Here is a 21,572-nt window from a genome sequence, read left to right as displayed (position 1 = left end):
CATAAGCACAAGATAGAAAGGACGCTTGCTATTAAATTGCTGTCAGTTGTGGCTCATTCACTTGTGATTGCTGCATTTTACGCATCTGCGTTAAATACTTAATCCAGCTTTTTGACGCAGGACTCGCTTTAATATTGTTGGCACGTTTAGCATGAATGAGTGCTTGTTCAAACGATTCCAGTTTGTAGTAAGCACGTACCCGCGCTAACTCGACATCTGATTTTCGTCCTGACACTTTATCGAGCTCTTTCAATGCCGTTTTATGCCTACCTTCTTGCAATAGCAACTGTGCCAGCGCCCAACGGTGCTTATTGTTTTTGGCCGCCGCTAAACGCCAATACCGAATAGATTGATCCCACTCTTTCGCCATTTGCCAATAAGAGGCTTGATCGGCTAACAGCTGAGCATCCGCTTGCGCATTATCAAGTTCAGCTAATAACTTAGCTGCTCGTTCAGGAATACCTTGCTGAGCATAAAGCTGTGCTAAAGTGCGAAGATCTTGCTGACTCAACTCGACACCCTGGCGTTTAGCCAACGCTAAAGTAGCTAATGCATCTTTTGAACGGCTCAGACGTAATTGAATCCCAGCCGTTTGTTGCCACCAAACCAACTTATTCGGCTCTAAGATAATCAAGCGCTGTAAAGTTGGTAATGATGACTTCCATTGTTGCAACTGAAGCTGTGCCCCCAACTTGATTGTTAACGGCTGAACTTCATCTTTACGATGTAGGCTTTCATAGCGCTTGATCGCAGATAATACCGGCTTCCAATCTTCAAGCTGATAGTGAGACTGCGCTATACGTAGCCACAGTTCATCGGCTTTTTGATTCTCAGGGATAGACTTGGTTAACGCGTAGTAATGCGGTAGCGCCTGTTTAAATTCTTCATTCGATAACAAGATATCAGCCAGCATACGTTGAGTGATCCACGCTTGTTCATCGAGCAACAAACCACTATCAACCGCTCGAGTTAAATTGCTAATCGCTAGTTTAGTATTACCCTGTTGCCAATAAAAAACCCCGAGCATACGTTGAACAAAAGCTTTATCGTAAGCTTTTGACGGCGTTAAACCCGCTAATAACGCAATCGCTTCTGCTGTTTTTTCGTCCTGCTGCAATTGATGTGCACGCTGAACTTTGCCCGCCGTATATTGCGACAGTTGTTCACCTGCGGTGGCGATATTGCTACTAAAAGCAAGGCCAAGTGCGACGCCTAAAGGTAGCACTAAGGTTTTAGTTAATGTCTTGATCATTTGCTTAATTTGAACTCCAGTCTTACCGTTTGTCCAACTTGCGCAATCGCCTTACCATCAACAACTTTAGGCTGGTACTTCCATTTACGCAGTGCTCGAATCGCTTCTTTTTCAAATAAGCGACGTGGTTTTGCATCTAATATAGCGACATCCGTTGGCCTACCCTGCGGATCTATGGTGAACGACATCACCACAAAACCCTCAGCACCTTGTTTCAAGGCGCGAGCAGGATAACGGGGCTCGACACGATAGAGCGGCATCGCTTGTTGATTAGCGCCAAAATCAGAAAACTCAGGCATGCTAATCGCTACACCTGTCGCTGCCATATCTAGTGCTAAGGTCGGTGTGTTCGGCATCGAGGTCGCAACAGCTTGTGCTTTCGCCATCGGTTTTGCTTCTGGCGGTGGTTCTGGTGTATCAGGCTTTTCAGGTACGGCACGTTGACGACGCTGCGCATCGCGTTCTTGCTCGACCATCACCATATCAAAAGCTAAGACTTCACCTGACTCAGGTTTACCTCGATGGCCGTTATCGACCATCCATGCCATAAACGTGAACAAGCCCAAAGTCACCACAACCGCTAAAGGTAAAGCGATCAATAATCGACGCATTAGCTCTTCTCCGCAGCCAATGCAATACTCTTAACACCCGCACCTTTTGCCGCATCCATCACTTTAACGACTGTGCCGTTATAAGCATGTTCGTCCGCTTGAATCACTAATGAGGCTTCTGGTTGTTCGAGCAGCAAGTGCTCTAACGTGGCTTGCACACGCTCTACATCGATAACACGCTTATCAATGTAAATATCGTTAGCTGAAGTGATAGCAACAAAAATGCCCGCATCTTTTTTGCTCACAACATTACTTGCCTGTGGGCGATTCACTTCGACACCTGATTCGCGCACAAAAGAGCTAGTAACAATAAAGAAAATCAACATGATGAATACAATATCCAACATGGAAGTCATATCGATTTGTGCTTCTTCACGTGCGGAAGATGGACGACTAAGTCTCATCATCGGCTCCTTAATAATTTTTCTAGTTTTTGTTCACGCCATAAACACGCTTTTGATAAACGTGCGTGAACAAACATTCCCGCTAACGCAGCAACCATGCCCGCCATCGTCGGTAAAGTCGCTAAAGAAATACCTGATGCCATTAATCGTGGTTGGCTACTACCTTGCGTTGCCATCACATCAAATACCGAGATCATACCGGTTACCGTGCCAAGTAAGCCCAACATAGGGCAAATAGCCACTAACACTTTAATCAAATTCAGATTCTGATTAAGGGCGATACGCGCTTCGCTTAACCAACCATCGCGGATAGCATGCGCATACCAAGATGTTTGATCGTCACGTTGATGCCATTGCGCTAACCACTGCTTTTTCTGAGCAGGATAAGTCACAAATAAATACAAGACGCGTTCAATCACCAACAACCAGCACAGTACAACCACGGCGGCCAACCACCATAAAATAAGGCCGCCTTGGTCCATGAAATGTGATAGTGACAACCACCAGGCTTCGAAAACCGTTGAATGCAAGGCTTCTGAAAGACTGAATCCCATTAGGCTGCTTTTCCTACTTTCTCGGCTTGTTCAGCAACGAGGCTGATGCCCTGTTTTTCCAAGATATTACGGATGTTCTCAGCTTGTGTGCTTAATACGTTATGCGCTAACAGTAGTGGCATCGCAGAGATCAAACCCAGTACCGTCGTTACCAAGGCCGTCGAGATACCGCCAGCCATCACTTTAGGGTCGCCGTTACCAAATTGAGTAATCACTTGGAAGGTTTCGATCATGCCGGTTACTGTACCCAGCAAGCCTAACATCGGTGCTAATGCCGCTAATAATTTCAGCATGGATAGGCCTTTTTCTAGGCTTTGCTGCTCATCGACGATAGTTTCAAGCAAACGCAATTCAAGCGCTTCAACACTGCGGTTTTGTTCTTTATTGTAAACAGAAAGAACACGGCCCAATGGGTTATTGCCCGGCTGTTCTGGATTTTTCAACTGCGTACGGATCTGTTGACGAGTCATCATCAATTTACCGCCACGGAACAGCGCAATCACAGCACCGATAGCTAATAAGCCCAAAATAATCTTACCGACGACACCGCCGTGTGCGAGACGATCTTTCAAATCGGGTTCATTGGCAAGCTGCGCCAACATCATGCCACGCGATGGATCGACCACAACCGACTGGACTTGGTTTGCTTGAGTAAAGTCAGAAAATACCGGGCCATTGTCTGGTTGTTTTAAGTAAGGTTTTGCCGTGTTTTTAGCACCATCCCATTCGATGTAACCGTGATCGGCAATCATGCCTAAGCTACCTAAACGGTACGCATGAACACTCGATTTGTGACCCTCACCGTTAATGTATGGCACGTTAACATCAGCAAGTTCACCACTTGCCTTAATCTGCTCTTCCATACTTAACCACAAGCCTGTTAGCTGAGGTAATGATGGCAAGGCTTTCGCATCCACAATATCGCCAATAACATGGTTGTATTGGTGACGATCAGCGGCGGTAACAGAAGCACCTAGCTCGCTTTTCAAATCTTTCGCGGTTTGACGAACCACACCAAATAACTCGCCTAAACTGCCCGTTTCTAAACGTAAATGCTCTTCAAGAATAGCGAGTTTATTTTCATTATCACTAAAGGTATCGCTCAGCTGTTCTGTTTCTTGCTGTAGCTGGTTACGCTGTGCAATCAAGGCGTTTCGTTGTGCCTTGATGTTTTGTTCTGTGTGCTTAAAGCCAGATTCACGCGCTTGATCGTGTGCGCGTTGTACTTTTTGCTCTTGTTGAGTGCTTTGTAATAATTCGGTATTCGCTGTTGCCGTAAGCGGTAAGCTAAATAGGCACAGTGCTGCAACTAACGCTTTGATTTTCATGTTACTTCGTCTCCACGTTATTTGTTGTTGCTTGCAAAGATACAGGAAGGTTTATCAAGCTTGGCGCGACTTGTTTGTTTGCAATCGCGAAGGCTTTATCAACCCCTGATGAGAACTGTGAATCAAGGGCTTGCCAGCCTGCATTTTGATCGTTCCACGTCCAGTATCGCTTGCCGTCTAAGCTACGAGCCACTAGCGAGATACGACCTAGATAAAGCAGTTCAGCTTCAATAGTATCGCTGGAGGTAAGTGCAAGCTCACCTTGATAAACACCCAGCTTAGTGCCGTAATCCATTTCAATTTGGTAGCTTTCTAAAATACGGCGGTATTTTTCTGCATCACTGATATCAGCTTGTGACATCATCAGCTCTAGCTTGGCAATACGTGCTAATCGTTGGTCACGCTTAATCGGTTTATCTTGTGCAATGATAACCTTTAGGCCATCGATCATTTTGTACATTAGAGGGACCACGCCTTGACGCGTATCTTTAATGCCCTGAATTTGATCGGTTAGGCTCGCACTCTCTTGCTCTTGGTTCGCCACTAAGCGTGCCATGTGATCACGGTAAACTGTCAGGTTTTTCACTTCTTCCTGAAGCTGTTCAATTTCAGCCTGCATCGTCAAAGCTGCTTCTGCACTTTTATCAATTTTGGTCTGACTAACAGCAGAAGCTTTGTTGATCTTGTTTTCGACAGCACGGGCACTGTCCAAGCTGTTCGCTTGTGCACCCATGGCAATACTCAGCGCTAGACATACTAGCGAAGGCTTAAATCCCTTCATTTTCTTACTCTTAAACATAAAATGACGTAATAGAAAAAATAATAAAAACTAAAAATAAAGAATCCCGAACCAAGCCGGGCTTAAAACAATATCGATTCTAATTGAAAACAAATCTCATTTAAACAAATAAAGGGGAAAGCATCTGCTTTCCCCTTAAATTCGATTAGTAACGGAATTGAATTGAAGCCATGAAGTTACGACCTTCGCCAACAACAACGTTTTTGTAACCTTCACCATCTTTACTGCCGCCACCGCCAAAGTATTCAGTATCAAATACATTTTCCACGTTTAGTCGGCCAATGATGTCTAGCTTTTCATCGTATTTATAAGTGTGTGCCACACCTAAATCTACGCGCGTGTAGCTGTCTTTTTGGAAGGTATTTGCTGCATCACCAAAACGCTCACCTACGTAAATCACACCTAAGTTCATGTCAGTGCCAGTCACGAAGCTGTAACGAGACCATACACTAGCTGAGTATTCAGGTACGTCTGCTGGACGGTTTCCAGAATAGTCTGTACCTCGTGATTGATATTTCACGTACTCTGCATTTAGGTACATCGCCGAAGCACTTAATGATAACTTTTCAGTAATAAAGCCTTGCGCAGAAACTTCAACACCACGGTGATTTTGTTCACCAGCTTGTGTCATATCTTTCATGCCATTGCTAAGTTCTTCTACAAACGTTCGGCCTTCTTCTGTAATATCAAAAAGCGCACCTGTTAAGTACAGTGAATCGTCTAGTAGATTCCACTTCGTACCAAATTCGTAAAGCTTACCACGACGAGGATCTAGCTGTTGACCATCATTCACGTATTCACTGCCTGATACCTCGCCTTGATGCTCAAAGCTTTCAGAATAAGTCAGGTACAGTGAGCCATTTTCTGCAGGATGGTAAATCACAGCTAGCTTAGGCGATAGAGCGTTATCTTTACGACCACTACTACGCGTTTCGTCAAAACGAGCACCAGCAAGTGCTTGCCATTGATCATTAAACGTGATCATATCTTGTACATAGACACCGTATGAATCGGAATGACTATGTGACTGACTTGGATTTGGTTTCTTCCCTGTCGATGGTTTTGGTGTTGGTGTTGGAACTGGTTCGCTTGGATCTGTCGAAACCTTATTAAAGCTCATTTGATCTCTATCGTAGCTATAGCCTAACCAGTTTGCACCAACCAACATTTGGTGAGATACACCTAGAGCGTCAAAGTTACCAACAAAATCAACATAACCTGTTTGATGTACCCAATGATCTTTACGGTCTGAACCACCATGAGTGACTGAACCCGTTCCGTCTGGGTTAACTGCAGATAGGCTAGGGAAACTCTCGATATCTTGACGATTGAAATCTTGATAATTAAAGCCTGTTGTAACCGCCCAAGCATCAGTAATCTGAGCATTAACATCAAATCCAATGTTTTCAGAACGGTTCTCTATAGTTGACCATTGTGCATCCCAAATATGTTCGCGGCCATTTACAACTTTACCATCAACAACGAATGCACCAGAATCTACACTGCCTTTGTCGTGCGTATTATCATAATGAACAGACAAAGTGACATCATCGTTAAAGTCATAATCAACAAATAGCCCACCAACAAAACGTTCTGTTGAGTGAGTGCTGCCATCACCATATTTACGCCATGAATCTTCGGTCATTTTCGACAATACAGCACGCGCACGTAATGTCTTATCTTCATTCAATGCACCGCTAATATCCGCAACTGTACGAGAATGATTATTTGAGCCAATATCTTGGCTTACGTTAACTTGTGTTTCGTAAGTTGGTTTCTTAGAAACCATATTCACCATGCCGCCTGGTGCCGAAGTGCCATATAGCAAACCTGATGGGCCTTTTAGGATTTCTACACGCTCTAAAAGTTCAATTGGCTGCTTATAGTGAGACCAGTGCTTACGACCATCACGCAATACTTCCAAGTCAAAACCACGTAGCGAAAAGCGCTCACGGTTACGACTATCACCACCAGCTGCAATACTTGCATCATTTGCTAGAACGTCACCTAGCGTACTTGCACGTTGCTCATCGATGATTTGCTCATCAATAACGGTAACTTGTCCTGGGGTTTCAAGCTGAGTCGCCTCAATTTTCATTGCGGTCGTATTGGTATCTGCTTTGTAGCCGTGATCACGGCCAGTAACAACCATGTGCTCATCCACTTGCGTTGTTTCTGCATAAGCAGCAGGAACAGTGAGTACTGCACCAATAAGTAAAGCCAGCTGAGTTTTAGAAAACATAATCCGTTATCTCCAAATAAGTATGTAATGAGCTAATTTTTGTTTTTGGGTTTAGATGGCTCATCGCAGCCTTTCGGCCACTGCAAAATTTAGCGAAATATTAGTGATAACCATTATTATTTGCAGTTAAATTTACATTCTTTGCATTCGTAAAGTTTTGTAAACCCTAAATACGCCAAGAAGGCATTTTTATGCTTTTATCACATCTACACTCTTAAGGTGAACTTGCTGAATTTAGATGTATAATGTAGGGGATTCTATTGATAATTCGGTATAAAAAGTGACCCAACTGACTCTCGAAGCTGCTCATAAAGAACTAGCGGCTTTAAACCTAAAGCCTGAAAATATGCGTTTTGTAACTGTAAACGCGATGGATGAAGAACTACTAGAAAGCTGTACGACTACAGAAGACGAAAGTTTTTATAACAGCTATATGAATGTAATCTTCACGAAAGGCGATCGTTATGTATTAGGTTACCGCTGCGAAAACGAAGGTGACGTTGTTGATCACGCGATTATTAAGCGAGGTGATGAGTACTTTGATCCTACGTTACAAATCAAAGGTGATTTTAAACCTTACCGCTATGCTATTCTGACTGAATTTAAAGTATTTGATGTTATGCGCCATGCAAAATCAAATAAAGACTTCCCGCCAGATGTCGATTTTCTTCGTGCACGTGCGAAACACTATAAAAACGTAATTACTGTAGCTGAGTAATCATTAAGTCGTTTTACAAACAACTTAAATACAGATAAAAAAACGGCCCAATAAAGGGCCGTTTTTTTACGTAATAATGTATGGTCGTTATTGGTGATTATATGCACTCACACTCATCCTGTTAATATTAGAGGCGAGCGCTCTCCACACCAGAAAACCACCACCTGAATACTTAACCAACAACTAATTCCATACCTTAAATTCAGCTATTGTACAATCGACATACAAGAAAAAGCATATTTTTCATTCGATTCTACAGCACTAAACTTCTCCTCACTATCCACAAAGAAACCGTCAGGCTCTTTAACCATAAAGTCTTGAGAAAGCAGGTCTTCTGGCCAACCATGCATTAGCCCAACACCAACACCGTTGTATTTATGAATATAACGACTTGCAACACCTGGAGCACCGAAGTTAAGCAAACAAAATTTATTGGCATCTTCTGGGGTCATTTTCACCCCCTCAACCTGACTATTGGTCAGCTGCGATGCTTCAGCGCTGCTGAATTGAGATCGGATCTCTGATGGTAAAATTTTAAATTCAGACCAAGTATATGGGCGGTATAACCGATAAAAACCATCAAGAGTAATAATTGACTGATTTATATTTATTGCAGCCGATGAGCCTTTATCGCCATCTATTGCAATGAAACGTGACAACTTTTTGCCAATCGGAATTTCGCGGCATATATCATCGCTATTGAGTAGCGAGGTATCAAATGATAAACATAGCTTCATCGGCTTTAAGTTAATGAAATCGGGCAGTACGTCATCAACTATTAATGTTGAAACGGTATTAGGTGTTGTATTTAGTGCTAATGGGAGTTCTGGAGTTTGATGCCCCTCTGACAACCAATATGACTGACTGAACTCAGGAAAACCTTTAAGATTAGCGGTAACAGCGCCCCCCTCTCTAAAATCCCCTTCGCCATCTACCCAAGCAATATTTTTAGTCACACACGCAGGTATACCTTGTGCTTGGTTATTTAGCGCTACAACACAAAAACGGATTTTATTGCCCTTACCTTCATCACCAGATTGTAATGTATAACCTTGTTCCTGGCCCACGACAGTCTCTTGACCGTTTTTGATAATAGACCATGTAAACAAGCTAGCGGTTTCTTGATTATTGTTCGGGTCAAAATAATCATAACTCCCCTCAACCGTTTTACCTTCAAAACGATGACCCATTATTGCCACATTATTCGCCCTAGGCAGATCACCCGCGATAGATGTGATAATGACTTCTTCTGTGCACGTCATCTCACCCGATTTAGGCCACCCAGTTAACGAATAAGGCGTCACACAACCTTTCAGTTTTTTATGGACCATAGATGTATCAACAAGCAATGACTGATCTGTTGCAATAAGGTTATCATCGACAAACCACGAAAATGACGTTGTATCGATATCTTCCTTATCGTTATCAAGATCAATAAAATGATAATCTAGCAACACATTTTGCCCGACTTCAACTTTTGCTGATAAAGGCTCAAGATACACAGATGGCATAATACCAGCAGCAGCTTGTATCGCATTCGTTTCTTCTGAACATGATATTAATGTATTCGTCACTTGGTTAATAATACATACAGATATGTATTTACCTTCATCAGCAACCGTCAATAAATAAGAATCACTATTTTCATTAGATATAATTTGGCCATTTCGCTTCCAACGAAACCCATGCTCACCATCAACGCTATCGCCATTTTTATTTATGATAAAAGTTAATAACTCGCCACCTACCACTTCAGGGGTGTAAGCATTAGATAATATTTTTACCATAGGGCTAGATGGATCAAAAAAGACAGGTGTTATTAATACAAATTTGGAGCAAGCTTTCTTGCCTGCTTTTCTATCAATACGATTGAAGGGCTTAACGCAAAAGCGAATTCGAGTACCAGCAAGACTATTATCACGAGGAATACGGTATTTTAACCCGCGATGAATACTCGTCCCTGATTCTGTTTCCCAAAAACCAATAGAGGCATCCAGCCCTGGGGGAATACTTGCAGAATTAAACGTGTACTGGCCAATAACCTCTTGTCCTGATTGGATTCCATTATCGATCTCTGAACCTTTCAGCGCTACATTGGTCGCTTTGGGTGGTTTCGAGACTGTAATAACATCTGAACTCTCATCTCCTCCGCCACCACAAGCTGAAATAAAGACAGTTAATAGCAGAGTAACAATGTGTCTATACATATAATTTACTTTTATTTCCATATTCCTAACAGCAAAAAGGCGTATAAACGCCTTCTTATAAGAAACAACTATTTACCGATTAGCTAATAACTGCTTACTGACTCGCAGCTATTTTACGCTGTGAATTATATTTATCAATACTTCGATAGCGGGAGGGCTACTACACATACGCAACCAAGCTCATTTCTTTATACTTATTGATTAATAACGTTTAAATAGATAATTAACATTCAAAGCCTCTTCGATACTGTTTATATTCTAAAAATCTAATAGCATCAGTAACTAAATAAGAATCCATTCAGCATTCAACAATAAGTGATATCAATTCTACTTGAAGAAAAACAATGTGATTATTTTGTATAATTAATATTGAGAGCGTGTATTGTGAATATTGGAACCCTTACTATGTATTTGTAAGGAAATACTGTGGGCATAACCCATGAGACTGGGCTTAGAGACGCCTAATGCTTGCTAATACTTAGACGTCTTTTTTGTTTTATCTAATCACCATAGCAAGTTAGCTATTTGCCTTGTCATGGTGTTTGATGAGTTGCTTATGCAACAAGTCTTTTAGTTCAACACGCTTTAGTTTTAAATTATGCATACTCTGATCGTCAACAGGGCTACCAGATACCTCCAACTGGCGAATATCATAATCCAGTTCATGATACAGCTGAAGATCGGCTTTGAATGTTGGATCATCATGGTTAAGCTGAACAATATCTAATTTAAGGTCCGGAAAATCTAAGATAAAAGCATGGTTTTCATTTAGCATCGGCGTTCCCTCTTCAGTTAGATTCCCCATCAGTATAGAAGTAATTTATTGAAATAAATGCGGTTAATAACACAAACTAACGAAGTCGTACTTTCACCTTTCGAAACGTATCACTACCACGTTGACGACCATCTATCTCAATCTTTAACGTAAAATCACATGCATTGGTCACAGTAATAAGTGATTCAGCTCAAAGAGGTTACTGAGTTATTAGCTAACGTTTAGATTGAATTAAAGCACTGGCATTAAGCATTGCATCCTTGGTGCAAACATCAATGATAGCGATATTTTTAAAACGCTCAGGTTCTTTTATCGCAACATCATGGGCGAATATTACTAACTTCGCGCTCGCAATATCTTTTTCAGTGATCCGATTGTTGATCCCATTGGCTCCCTGCGTTTCCACTTTGATTTTTACGCCCATTGAGTAAGCCGCTTTTTCAAGTGATTTTGCCGCTAAAAAAGTATGAGCCACACCTGATGGGCACGATGTCACTGCAAGAATATCAGCTTCGCCCTCTCCCTCTACTGAGCCATGGTTAGCAACACCTATTCCTTGATCATCATCTTCAACCACATTTTTTTTCAACGCTATCACAATACAAGCCGTTGTTAGTGCACCAAGTAACGTGCCAATAATATAACCAAGTTTGCCATCGACGACAGGTAACACAATCCATCCACCCCACGGTGCATGGTTAAGCACATGGAACAAGAAACCCGTGACGTTTCCTACAATACCGCCAGCGACAATGGCGGGTAACACCCGAGCAGGATCAGCCGCAGCAAAGGGTATAGCACCTTCGCTAATACCTATCATACCCATGATACCAGCCGCTTTGCCTGCTTCGCGTTCATCACGCTTAAACTTCTTGGGAGATAAAAAAGTCGCCAGTGCCAACCCAAGCGGTGGGGTACAAATGGCAATGCCCACGCCGCCCATCAACCAAGGCTGGGTATTCACTTGAGTTTGGGCAAATAAGGTCGCGACTTTATTGATAGGGCCACCCATATCAAACGCTGTCATCCCACCTAAGATAGTCCCCAGTAAGACTTTACCAGAACCCGCCATTCCTGTTAGCCACTCATTCAAGGTAATCATCGCGCTCGCAATTGGAGCGCCAATTAGCCACATGACGGCACCACAGGTCGCAAAGGTACCAACTAACGGGCAAATAAAAATACTACCAAGCGAGCTCATGCTATCGGGGAGTGTAATTTTCTTAAGCATCCGCACCACAAATCCAGCGAAAAAACCCACCACTATCGCCCCTAAAAATCCAGTATGATAGTGATTAACGGCAATCCAAGAGCCTATCATCCCTGGCGCCAAGCCTGGTTTATCGGCAATGGAGTATGCAATATAACCACCTAGGACAGCGGTAAATAAGGTAAGCCCCGCAATACCCATTTGGGCGATATCTGCAAGAATACCTGTCTCTGGTAATCCGCCATGGCCCGACATCATCACCGACAGCGATAACAAGACGCCACCTGCAACGATAAAAGGGATCATATGAGAGGTACCAAACAGCAGGTGTTCTTTTATATGGGCTAAATGTTGTTTGAGTGGGCTTAGTGGCTCTGCGGCAACAAATGCTGGCGGAGCTAAAGAAACGGGATCAATATCGATTAAGAGATCGAGCACCTCATCAATTGACACAGCTGCCTTTAACTTGGTGACAAAATTATCTTCAATCAATTTACTAGAAAGCTGAGCTAAAACTTCAATGTGATGATGATCATGCCCATCTGGCGATGCCAGCATAAAAAAGACATCCGATAACTCACCGTCTTCAGCCCCATAATCGATCCCAGCACGACTAATCCCAACCGCTACGGCAGGCTTGGCAACCGCGTAACTTTTCGCATGAGGAATAGCAATCCCTTCTTCAAAGCCCGTATTGCCTATTTCTTCACGCTTCCATACATCCGTCAAAAACTGATCTTTATCAGCAAGCTTACCTGCCACATCTAATAAATCCACCAGCTCTTTAAGCACACCTTCTTTCGTTCGCGCCTTTAGATCTAAGCAAATAATCTCTGGTTCTATCAGGTCTGTTATATCCATTTTATGCCCCAATTACCCTTATATGCTCAATCAAAATTTATGCTGTTACTTAGCGCATGCTTACGTCTCGCTTCACGTCTAAGCAGAGTTCCACTCGGGCTTAGGTTAGCGAGGTGATCTTGTGTGTTATATAGGACTAAAACACCATTTACTGGATAAATGTAACCTAGTAATCAAACTGTGATATGGGTCTTTCATTTACCTCATTCAAAATAAGGTATTCCAGATTCCCTGTGCTAATATCCGCAAAAATGGACGTGAGAATACCTATGAAAATTGTTGCTGTCACAGCCTGCCCTACAGGTATTGCCCATACTTACATGGCAGCAGATGCACTAATGAAAGCTGCACCCAAATACAATGTTCAGATCAAAGTTGAAACCCAAGGTGCTATGGGAGTTGAAAACCAACTAACGCCGCATGACATCGCACACGCTCAAAAGGTACTGATTGTATCTGACATCGAAGTTGAACAATCTGGTCGCTTTGATGCCATGAATACTATCCGAATTCCCATTGAAGATGTGCTACTCAACGTTGATAAAGTATTCCTCGTTCACTGCCGCGATTAAGCATTCGATATAGCCAATGAACGAATACCAAATTACTTTTTTTGTTGATGATGCTAATGCCAGCGCTTATGTTGCTCAGCCGCTGAGGCTTCTTGCTAAGAAATTTAAAAGCACTATTCGCATCGTCAACATTACTCGTAACCGTACCGCTAAATTGTCCCAATCTGTCGCCATGCTCCAAGCGGGTTTAGTCAACGGTGATTTATGTCAAATCACCGCCGTCGGTATTGATGCCGAACTGGCCTGTTTTGTAATAAAAGACATTATTGCAGAGCGTTTTACCTTGATAGGCGCCCACATTAACTATGAGTTTTCCAGCCAGCTAACCAAGCGATTACCGCAGATTTGTCCACCTAGCGAGATCAAGTGGCACTATGCCAAAGCCCAGACGGAATTAACTAAGTTTGAATGCTTAAAAGGACTGGCACAGCTTATTTACCCTCAAGAACCTGACGAGCTTATCTTAGCCTTTATCAAGCGCGAGGAACGATCTTCGACGTGTGTGGCACCAGGAATAGGCCTTCCCCATGTCATGTTTGCAGATATTGATCATATTTCTGTCGCCGTTATTGCGAGTGAAAGCCCTATTCCTTGGGAATCTAGAATGGGAGAGGTACACCTTGCTATAGCACTGGTGATGCCAGCTAAACCAAGCCGCGAACAAATCATATCTGCAACGAACCTAACGCGAAATCTCTTATGTGATCAGCTGCCTGAACGCTTACTACGGACAAAAAACTGTATCGATCTACAAGCCTTGCTAATGTATTCCATGTCACGCTTGCTGCCATAATACAGTCCCCCTTTTGCTACAGAGCTACTTCGTTTCCACTCCGTAGCACTGATGAAAAACGTCATTTAAGCCTTACTCAAACCATCATTCAAATAGATCCACGGTAGTCTGTTGGCGTGCGTCCCGTCTTATTTTTAAAGACTCGACAAAAGTAATTAACATCTTTAAAACCACAGCGAAGTGACACTTCATTAAGCTTAAAACTGTACTTTTTAAGCATGAATTTCGCCCGATCAATCCGTACCCAAGTAATATAATCAGCCAAAGTCATATGGCCCTGTTGACGAAATAAACGTGATAAGTGATTAGCTGAAATACTAAAGCGAGACGCAATACTGTCACGCGTTATAGGGCGATGAAAGTTTTCCTGGATATAGATACAGATCCCTTGATAAAGATCTTGTACTCGGCTGTGCGATTTCTCGACAGGTGCATCTAACATTGTTTTGCTATATTGCAGCAAGGCTTGTAACAAGAGTTCATCCATTGGCTTTTTAGTGCTTTCACGTGCTAATGAACTTAATGCTTCGAGAATGTTATCGATAGCGAAGCCCGAACGAGTTTGAATGCTGTGCTTTTGAATGTCATAAAAGCTCGCTTCACCTTTGCGCTTACTCACCAAGCTCAACCCAAGCTGGCGACGTCCAAAAAGCATACTTAATACCGAGCAGTTGGTATCCCAGTCAGGCTTATTCCAACAGTTTGGTGGGACAAATATTGCATCGCCCGCCTTAGCCGTGATCTTGGTTATAGCACGCTCATGACTTTCCATTTCATTTATATATTCGCCGTCTAATACTAACTCTAAGCGAGGAAAATTCACCTGATAGCTAAACTGCGGTGGCGTATGAAAATCACCGGCAAACCAGATATTGTGAAATGGCTCTCGCTCGTTAAGTACAGATGAAATTAAATCATGGAATATCATTAGTTGAACTCTCAATACGCACCTTTGATGCAGCTTTGGTATATATACCTCCAGAATGGATTATTAGCTATTGAGCAAAATCACAATTTCGAATCAAGGTTACAAAAATCCAGCTAAAGACGTAAAATTCTAGTCATCTACTCACACTAAAACCACCTCACTTCATCTGTCAAACCTTGCCACCACTGGCCTACAGCATTTCAACACCCCCCTTAAATTGGGTGACAACAAGGTTCATCACGATCAAAATCACACTCCTATCAGGAAGCCACAATCCTCTAGTAAATGGTTTTTTTCTTCACTACAGACTCTGACCTGTAAATCCCAAAATACCCCTAGCACAACAATAAAAGTATTAGGGGTTAAACATGATCACCAATTTAATCAACCAAGAATTGATTACACTGGATCTTCAAGCCACTTCAAAAGAAGCGGTATTTAAAGAACTCATTGAGGTTCTTTTTTCACAGGGTCGCATTTCCGACAAAGCACAATTTTTAGCTGATATTAAAGCGCGTGAAGCACAAGGTAATACCGGATTTGAAGAAGGTGTCGCCCTTCCCCATGCCAAAAGCGCTGCCGTTATTGCCCCCGCTGTTGTGATCGGAGTGAGCAAAACAGGAATTGAATACGGCGCAGAAGATGGACTGCCATCAAAACTGTTTTTTATGATTGCGTCGCCAGATGGCGGTGACAATCACCACATTGAAGTCTTGGCTGAGTTGTCATCAAAACTGATTGAAGACGGTTTCATCGACCGCTTCATCAATGCCACTTCTAACCAAGAGGCTTTACAACTACTTCTTGAAAAACCACAGCCCGTCGAAACGACAAGCTCAATTCAAAAGCAAGGCTTTGTCATAGGTGTAACAGGTTGCCCTGCTGGTGTTGCTCATACCTACCTAGCAGCAGAAGCATTAGAAAAAGGTGCGATAGCACTTGGTTACGACATTAAAGTTGAAACCAACGGATCGATTGGGGTTAAGAACAGCCCCACATTAGAAGAAATTGAACGCGCCGACGCCATTATAGTGGCTTGTGACAAGCAAGTTGATTTAACCCGATTTGCAGGTAAGCGATTAATCAAAACCAATGTAAAAGCCCCTATTCGTGACGCCCAAGGTTTAATTACCCAAGCGCTTACAGCACCCGCTTATGAAGCCGAATCAACAACATCTGTTTCCGATAAAACATCAATATCCAGCAAAGCCTCAGAAGCACGATCCGATCTTTACCGTTACTTAATGAATGGTGTCTCGCACATGATCCCATTTGTTGTAACGGGTGGTTTGTTGATCGCACTGGCGTTGGCGATTGGTGGTGAACCATCTGAAGCAGGTATGGCGATTCCAGCTGGCAGTATGTGGAATCAGATCTTAGATGTCGGTGTTGTGGCATTCACTCTAATGATCCCAATCCTTGCAGGTTACATTGCCTATGCGATTGCCGATCGCCCTGCACTTGCTCCTGGTTTAATTGGCGGTTGGATTGCTAACAATGGTTCTTTCTACGGTGCAGAAGCAGGCACGGGTTTTATCGGCGCTATTGTCGCGGGTCTGTTAGTCGGCTACTTCGTGAAGTTTATTGTTTCCATTAACTACCACAAGTTTATCCAGCCCCTTGTTCCTATCATGATTGCGCCGATTACAGGCTCACTCTTCATTGCTGGTCTATTTATCTTTGTTATTGGCGCCCCTATCGCTGATTTGATGACTGGTCTTACCGCGCTATTAACAAGCATGAGCACAGGCAACGTGGTGCTACTAGGCATTGTACTCGGCGGTATGGCTGGCTTCGATATGGGTGGTCCATTCAACAAAGTCGCCTTCTTATTTTCAGTCGGCATGATTGCTAGTGGTCAAACCCAGTTCATGGGGGCAATGGCGTGCGCCATTCCTGTCGCACCTTTAGGCATGGCATTAGCCACTGCGCTAGGTCGTAAGTTTGAACTGTTTGAATCATCAGAGATTGAAGCTGGTAAGGCCGCTGGTGCGATGGGCTTGGTGGGTATCTCTGAAGGTGCGATTCCATTCGCCGCACAAGATCCACTTTCTGTCATTCCTGCAAACGTCCTTGGCTCTATGACCGCAGCTGTGATGGCGTTCTCTTTCGGTATCACAAATAGCGTGGCTCACGGTGGTCCTGTGGTTGCCTTGCTTGGTGCGATGAACCATCCGCTACTGGCACTGATCTGCATGGCTTCAGGCGCAATTGTGACAGCACTAACCTGTGTCGCGCTGAAGAAAATGCGCAAGGCAAAGCTCATCGCTGTTACCGCCTAGAACCTTACTCCGAGTAACTCATCAATGGCTTGAGCTGATGTGCTCAAGCCTATTTCATATTTATCTGAATTCTCATGGTGATCCTGATGTCTGATCTTCTCGCCACTGCGACTGCTTCAACACAAGCTATAAACCCAGCAGCGATTCCAGCTGCAACAGCGCAACTAGCTAAACAACATCAAATGATGATGCAGCTCGCGCTTATTCCCACATTAATGCGTAAATTCTTCCCAATGACCAACGTCATTCAACACTACGCGTGGGGCAGTACATCGTCAATAAATCAACTTTTTGATATTAAAAACCCAAGCGGTGAACCACAGGCTGAAGTGTGGATGGGGGCACATTCTAATGGCTGCTCAACCGTCGGTTATGGTGATTACGCGACCAAGCTTTCAACCTTAATCGATTGTAACCCAAGGCTCTTTTTAAGTGACAGGGTCGCTAATCGTTTTGGTGAATTACCCTATTTATTTAAAATTTTAGCTGCAGAAAAAGCCCTTTCTATCCAAGTTCACCCTAATAAAGCACAAGCCGAACAAGGTTTTGCTTTAGAACAGCAGCAAGGCATTCCTCTTGATGCGGGAAATCGAAATTACAAAGATCCAAACCACAAACCCGAATTGGTTTACGCATTAACCCAATATCAAGCAATGAATGGATTTAGATCAATAGAGCAGATTATTGCCAACTTTAATCAGCTTGCGGTTACCGAATTCAAAACATGGTTAGATGCATTGCGAGCCAACCCAACGCCGCAAGGGCTAGCAACTTTCTTTTCTGCATTGCTGTCGATGACAGGTCAAACAAAAGAGCAAGCACTCGCCAAGTTAAGTGACTATTCTAGGCGCTATTCCACGCACCATGTTAAACATTCAGCCAGTCAGTCAGACGCTCCACTTTTCGCTTTAATTGCAGAGCTAGAGCAGCAATACCCTGGTGATGTAGGATTATTTGCGCCACTACTTCTTAATGTGATCACCCTTCAGCCAGGGCAAGCCATGTTCTTAGATGCCGAAACCCCTCACGCTTATATCAAAGGGACCGGGCTCGAAATTATGGCGAACTCCGATAATGTGTTGCGTGCAGGGCTAACCCCGAAATACATAGATGTTGAAGAGCTGATAGCCTGTACCCGCTTTGATGAAAAGCCATTCGACAGCTTATTGCTACAGCCAAATGAAGCGGATGATATATTGGACTACCCTACCCCTGTCGATGACTTTAAATTCGCCATTATTCAACGTTCACACCAGCGAGTAATGCATACCAATAGTGCTGAGATTTTACTGCCTCTTGACCATAGCATGACACTCACCCACCAAGATGGCGAGTCAAGTGTGATTGAAAAAGGTCAGTCGGTATTCATCCCAGCTTATGCCCAAAGCTATCAAATAGAATGTACTGGCCGCGTCGCTCGCGCTTATAGCTAGTAAAATCAGACACACACTGACTCGTGTTTGATATTTAACCACATTAATCCTGCCTCGCTCATGCGGGGCTTTTTTATTTCTGCGACCAATATAAATAACCAGACAACCAACTAGGTTTACGACTTAACCCGAGGGAGTTCACTAATTAATGTGATCTAGTCGATATAAGGTTAATGACGTTAGTCACACTTAAAATAGGGTGATACAAAAGTATAGTTGATGGTCCTTTTTTACTATTTCTGATTTTCTCATCATGGCTTAATTTAAACGTATTACTTAAATACCTCTCGAGTTAAAACATGATCACACAACTAACCAACGTTAATTTAATTAAAAAAGAACTGTCGGCGAATACAAAAAAAGAAGTATTTTCTGAGCTTGCACAAATGTTATTTGACAATAACCGTATTAGCAGCAAAGAAAGCTTTTTAGATGACGTTGAAACTCGCGAAGCCGTCAGCGTGACATCAACTGATGGTATCGCCTATCCGCACTCAAAAAGCAAGGCGGTTATTGAGCCAGCAATCGCAGTTGGCATCAAGGCTGGCGGCATTGAGTACGATGATGAAGATGGCATCAAACCAAGTGTGTTCTTTATGATTGCATCGCCTGATAACGGTGCTGACCACCATATTTACGTTCTTCAGGAATTATTTGGCAAATTCAGTGAAGAATTTATTGAAGATATCCATAACGCAAAAGATGAACATCAAATTCTAACTATTTTAATTAATTCATAAGGCGCAATAATCATGAGTACAATAGCAGCTCAAGCACCTAGTAATAATAGCGACTTTAAAAAAACACTAAGTGTCCTAAAAGGTCACCTTTTATTTGGCACTTCCCACATGTTACCGTTTATTGTTGCTGGTGGTGTATTACTTGCGCTAGCAGTAATGGCCTCAGGTAAAGGTGCGGTTCCAGCCGATGGTTTTTTAGCTGACATTTCAAATATTGGTATTAAGGGTTTAGTTTTATTCCCTATCATCCTTGGTGGCTTCATTGGTTATTCTATTGCTGATAAACCTGCGCTTGCGCCGGCTATGATTTCATCTGGCATCATGGCGGATATGGGCGGTGGTTTCCTTGGCTGTATCGTTGCGGGCTTCATTGCTGGTGGGGTTGTGTACCAACTGAAGAAAATCCCACTGTCGTCTAACATGACGGCGCTGGGCGCATACTTTATCTACCCGCTAATCGGTACGTTAGTCTCTGCAGGGATTGTACTTTGGGGTATCGGCGAGCCAATCAAATTCTTCATGGCATCAATGAACGAATTCCTCGCTTCAATGGCTGGCGCATCAAAAATTGTACTAGGTACTATTTTAGGTGGTATGACAGCGTTTGATATGGGCGGCCCAATCAATAAAGTAGCAACACTATTTGCTCAGACACAAGTTGATACTCAACCTTGGCTAATGGGCGGCGTCGGTATCGCAATCTGTACTCCACCACTGGGTATGGCACTTGCTACCTTCATGTTCAAAAAGAAATTTACTAAACAAGAACAAGAAGCAGGTAAAGCTGCAGCAATCATGGGCTCTATCGGTATCTCTGAAGGTGCAATCCCATTCGCAGCGAACGACCCAATGCGTGTGCTGCCATCTATTGTCGCTGGTGGTATCGTAGGCTGTGTGTTTGGTTTCCTAACAGATGTTCTGCTACATGCACCTTGGGGTGGCCTAATTACAGCACCCGTTTCTAGCAACATTCCAATGTATGTTGTGGGTATCGCGCTGGGTTCATTAACAACAGCTCTTATCGTTGGCTTCTGGAAACCCGTTGCACAAGAAGAAGCAGAAGATGAACTTGCTCAAAACCCAACACCTGTCCAAGCAGCACCAGTTGCTGGTGAAGGCGAATACGATGTTGTTGCGGTAACTTGTTGTCCTTCAGGTGTGGCACACACCTTCATGGCAGCGAAAGCACTGGAAAAAGCAGGTGCAGCAGCAGGCATCAAGATCAAAGTTGAAACTCAAGGTCAGAATGGTATCCAAAACCGCATCAGCGACCTAGATGTAGCCAATGCGAAACTGGTTATCTTGGCGCACGACATTCAAGTTAAAGACGCACACCGCTTTGCGAATGCTAACGTCTTCGAATGCTCAACCAAAGAAGCAATGAAAAAAGCGGCTACGCTTATTCAAGGCTAATGTTAATTGGTGCTAGTTGTGACTCTAATAGCCTATAACGAACAAAGCCTATTCATACAATGCTCTGAGTGTAGAGAATAAGTTTCCCCCATATTCTCTATAAACCAAAGGCGCTGAGCAATCAGCGCCTTTTTCTAATATGATACCAACAGCAGCCCTCTTAAAAGTTCATGCACTTATACTAAGCTCAATCATCTACAACACAACCTTCTAGCACATAGTCACCTGCCAAATAGTCTTTTACCAAATAGCCTTCTACCAAGTAGCCATCAACATTTGACTAGTTTAATAAAGCACTGACTCTGTTCTTTCTATTTGAGTATAAAAATAAGTGATAGACATCAAATTAAAATCAGATAAAAAACGATAAGCTCTAAATAAGAACAACACCTATACGTATTAAAATCGTTCAATAATCACCCGTTTATATAAAATCACGAGATCCCCAGC

General features: G+C 43.0%; 17 protein-coding genes and 2 pseudogenes. 7 read left to right on the top strand and 12 right to left on the bottom strand.

Annotated elements, in window-relative coordinates; translation table 11 throughout:
• Positions 1-31: 31 nt before the first annotated feature.
• From OCU87_RS19045 to OCU87_RS19015, 7 genes are all read right to left on the bottom strand, one after another.
• Positions 32-1,252 carry a tetratricopeptide repeat protein gene (locus tag OCU87_RS19045; RefSeq protein WP_261859106.1) on the bottom strand — a complete coding sequence of 407 codons (1,221 nt, stop codon included), beginning with the start codon at positions 1,250-1,252 and terminating at the stop codon, positions 32-34.
• Positions 1,249-1,863: an energy transducer TonB gene (locus OCU87_RS19040; protein ID WP_062687858.1), complete on the bottom strand. Its 615-nt coding sequence runs from the start codon at positions 1,861-1,863 to the stop codon at positions 1,249-1,251. Before OCU87_RS19040 ends, OCU87_RS19045 begins: the two co-directional genes overlap by 4 nt.
• Entirely contained in the window at positions 1,863-2,267 is a 405-nt protein-coding gene (locus OCU87_RS19035; protein ID WP_048898951.1) for an ExbD/TolR family protein, read from the bottom strand. The genes OCU87_RS19040 and OCU87_RS19035 overlap by 1 nt, the downstream gene beginning before the upstream one ends.
• Positions 2,267-2,821, bottom strand: coding sequence for a MotA/TolQ/ExbB proton channel family protein (locus tag OCU87_RS19030; RefSeq protein WP_094957511.1), 555 nt, complete (start codon positions 2,819-2,821; stop codon positions 2,267-2,269). The genes OCU87_RS19035 and OCU87_RS19030 overlap by 1 nt, the downstream gene beginning before the upstream one ends.
• Positions 2,821-4,149, bottom strand: coding sequence for a MotA/TolQ/ExbB proton channel family protein (locus OCU87_RS19025; protein ID WP_261859105.1), 1,329 nt, complete (start codon positions 4,147-4,149; stop codon positions 2,821-2,823). Before OCU87_RS19025 ends, OCU87_RS19030 begins: the two co-directional genes overlap by 1 nt.
• A gap of 1 nt (position 4,150) precedes the next feature.
• On the bottom strand, positions 4,151-4,930 hold the full coding sequence (locus OCU87_RS19020) for a DUF3450 domain-containing protein (RefSeq protein ID WP_062687857.1): 780 nt from the start codon (positions 4,928-4,930) through the stop codon (positions 4,151-4,153).
• A gap of 163 nt (positions 4,931-5,093) precedes the next feature.
• Positions 5,094-7,190: a TonB-dependent siderophore receptor gene (locus OCU87_RS19015; RefSeq protein ID WP_261859104.1), complete on the bottom strand. Its 2,097-nt coding sequence runs from the start codon at positions 7,188-7,190 to the stop codon at positions 5,094-5,096.
• Between the two features lie 280 nt (positions 7,191-7,470).
• Between OCU87_RS19015 and OCU87_RS19010 the strand changes: the two genes are divergently transcribed.
• On the top strand, positions 7,471-7,908 hold the full coding sequence (locus OCU87_RS19010) for a hypothetical protein (protein WP_261859103.1): 438 nt from the start codon (positions 7,471-7,473) through the stop codon (positions 7,906-7,908).
• Between the two features lie 206 nt (positions 7,909-8,114).
• Here OCU87_RS19010 and OCU87_RS19005 read toward each other — a convergent pair whose 3' ends face one another.
• From OCU87_RS19005 to OCU87_RS25070, 4 genes and pseudogenes are all read right to left on the bottom strand, one after another.
• Positions 8,115-10,115 (bottom strand): hypothetical protein, encoded by a 2,001-nt coding sequence (locus tag OCU87_RS19005; RefSeq protein ID WP_261859102.1) that lies wholly within the window; start codon positions 10,113-10,115, stop codon positions 8,115-8,117.
• Positions 10,116-10,632: 517 nt separating this feature from the next.
• Positions 10,633-10,890 carry a YdcH family protein gene (locus tag OCU87_RS19000; protein WP_261859101.1) on the bottom strand — a complete coding sequence of 86 codons (258 nt, stop codon included), beginning with the start codon at positions 10,888-10,890 and terminating at the stop codon, positions 10,633-10,635.
• Positions 10,891-11,104: 214 nt separating this feature from the next.
• Positions 11,105-12,475, bottom strand: a pseudogene (locus tag OCU87_RS18995) (fructose-specific PTS transporter subunit EIIC); the annotation flags it as partial.
• A gap of 71 nt (positions 12,476-12,546) precedes the next feature.
• Positions 12,547-12,961, bottom strand: a pseudogene (locus tag OCU87_RS25070) (PTS sugar transporter subunit IIA); the annotation flags it as partial.
• Between the two features lie 269 nt (positions 12,962-13,230).
• Between OCU87_RS25070 and OCU87_RS18990 the strand changes: the two are divergent.
• Positions 13,231-13,533 carry a PTS fructose transporter subunit IIB gene (locus tag OCU87_RS18990; RefSeq protein WP_062687852.1) on the top strand — a complete coding sequence of 101 codons (303 nt, stop codon included), beginning with the start codon at positions 13,231-13,233 and terminating at the stop codon, positions 13,531-13,533.
• A gap of 16 nt (positions 13,534-13,549) precedes the next feature.
• Positions 13,550-14,326 (top strand): PTS sugar transporter subunit IIA, encoded by a 777-nt coding sequence (locus OCU87_RS18985; protein ID WP_062687851.1) that lies wholly within the window; start codon positions 13,550-13,552, stop codon positions 14,324-14,326.
• A gap of 88 nt (positions 14,327-14,414) precedes the next feature.
• Here the strand turns inward: OCU87_RS18985 and OCU87_RS18980 are convergent, their stop codons facing one another.
• A complete protein-coding gene (locus OCU87_RS18980; protein ID WP_094957780.1) occupies positions 14,415-15,254 on the bottom strand; it encodes a helix-turn-helix transcriptional regulator in 840 nt (279 codons plus the stop codon).
• A gap of 368 nt (positions 15,255-15,622) precedes the next feature.
• On the opposite strand from OCU87_RS18980, the gene OCU87_RS18975 reads away from it, so the two are divergent.
• The 4 genes from OCU87_RS18975 to OCU87_RS18960 all read left to right on the top strand — a co-directional run bounded on the left by OCU87_RS18975 (position 15,623) and on the right by OCU87_RS18960 (position 21,122).
• Positions 15,623-17,536, top strand: a complete 1,914-nt coding sequence (locus tag OCU87_RS18975; RefSeq protein WP_261859099.1) for a PTS fructose transporter subunit IIABC — start codon at positions 15,623-15,625, stop codon at positions 17,534-17,536.
• A 182-nt stretch (positions 17,537-17,718) separates the two neighbouring features.
• Positions 17,719-18,969, top strand: a complete 1,251-nt coding sequence (gene manA / locus OCU87_RS18970; protein ID WP_390961531.1) for a mannose-6-phosphate isomerase, class I — start codon at positions 17,719-17,721, stop codon at positions 18,967-18,969.
• Positions 18,970-19,268: 299 nt separating this feature from the next.
• Positions 19,269-19,709, top strand: coding sequence for a PTS sugar transporter subunit IIA (locus OCU87_RS18965; protein WP_062687849.1), 441 nt, complete (start codon positions 19,269-19,271; stop codon positions 19,707-19,709).
• Positions 19,710-19,721: 12 nt separating this feature from the next.
• Positions 19,722-21,122 (top strand): fructose-specific PTS transporter subunit EIIC, encoded by a 1,401-nt coding sequence (locus tag OCU87_RS18960; protein WP_261859098.1) that lies wholly within the window; start codon positions 19,722-19,724, stop codon positions 21,120-21,122.
• Positions 21,123-21,572: the final 450 nt, after the last annotated feature.

It is taken from the genome of Photobacterium sanguinicancri (assembly GCF_024346675.1).
In the GTDB taxonomy this organism is placed as follows: Bacteria; Pseudomonadota; Gammaproteobacteria; order Enterobacterales; family Vibrionaceae; genus Photobacterium; species Photobacterium sanguinicancri.
This window is presented reverse-complemented; position numbering and strand designations above follow the sequence as displayed.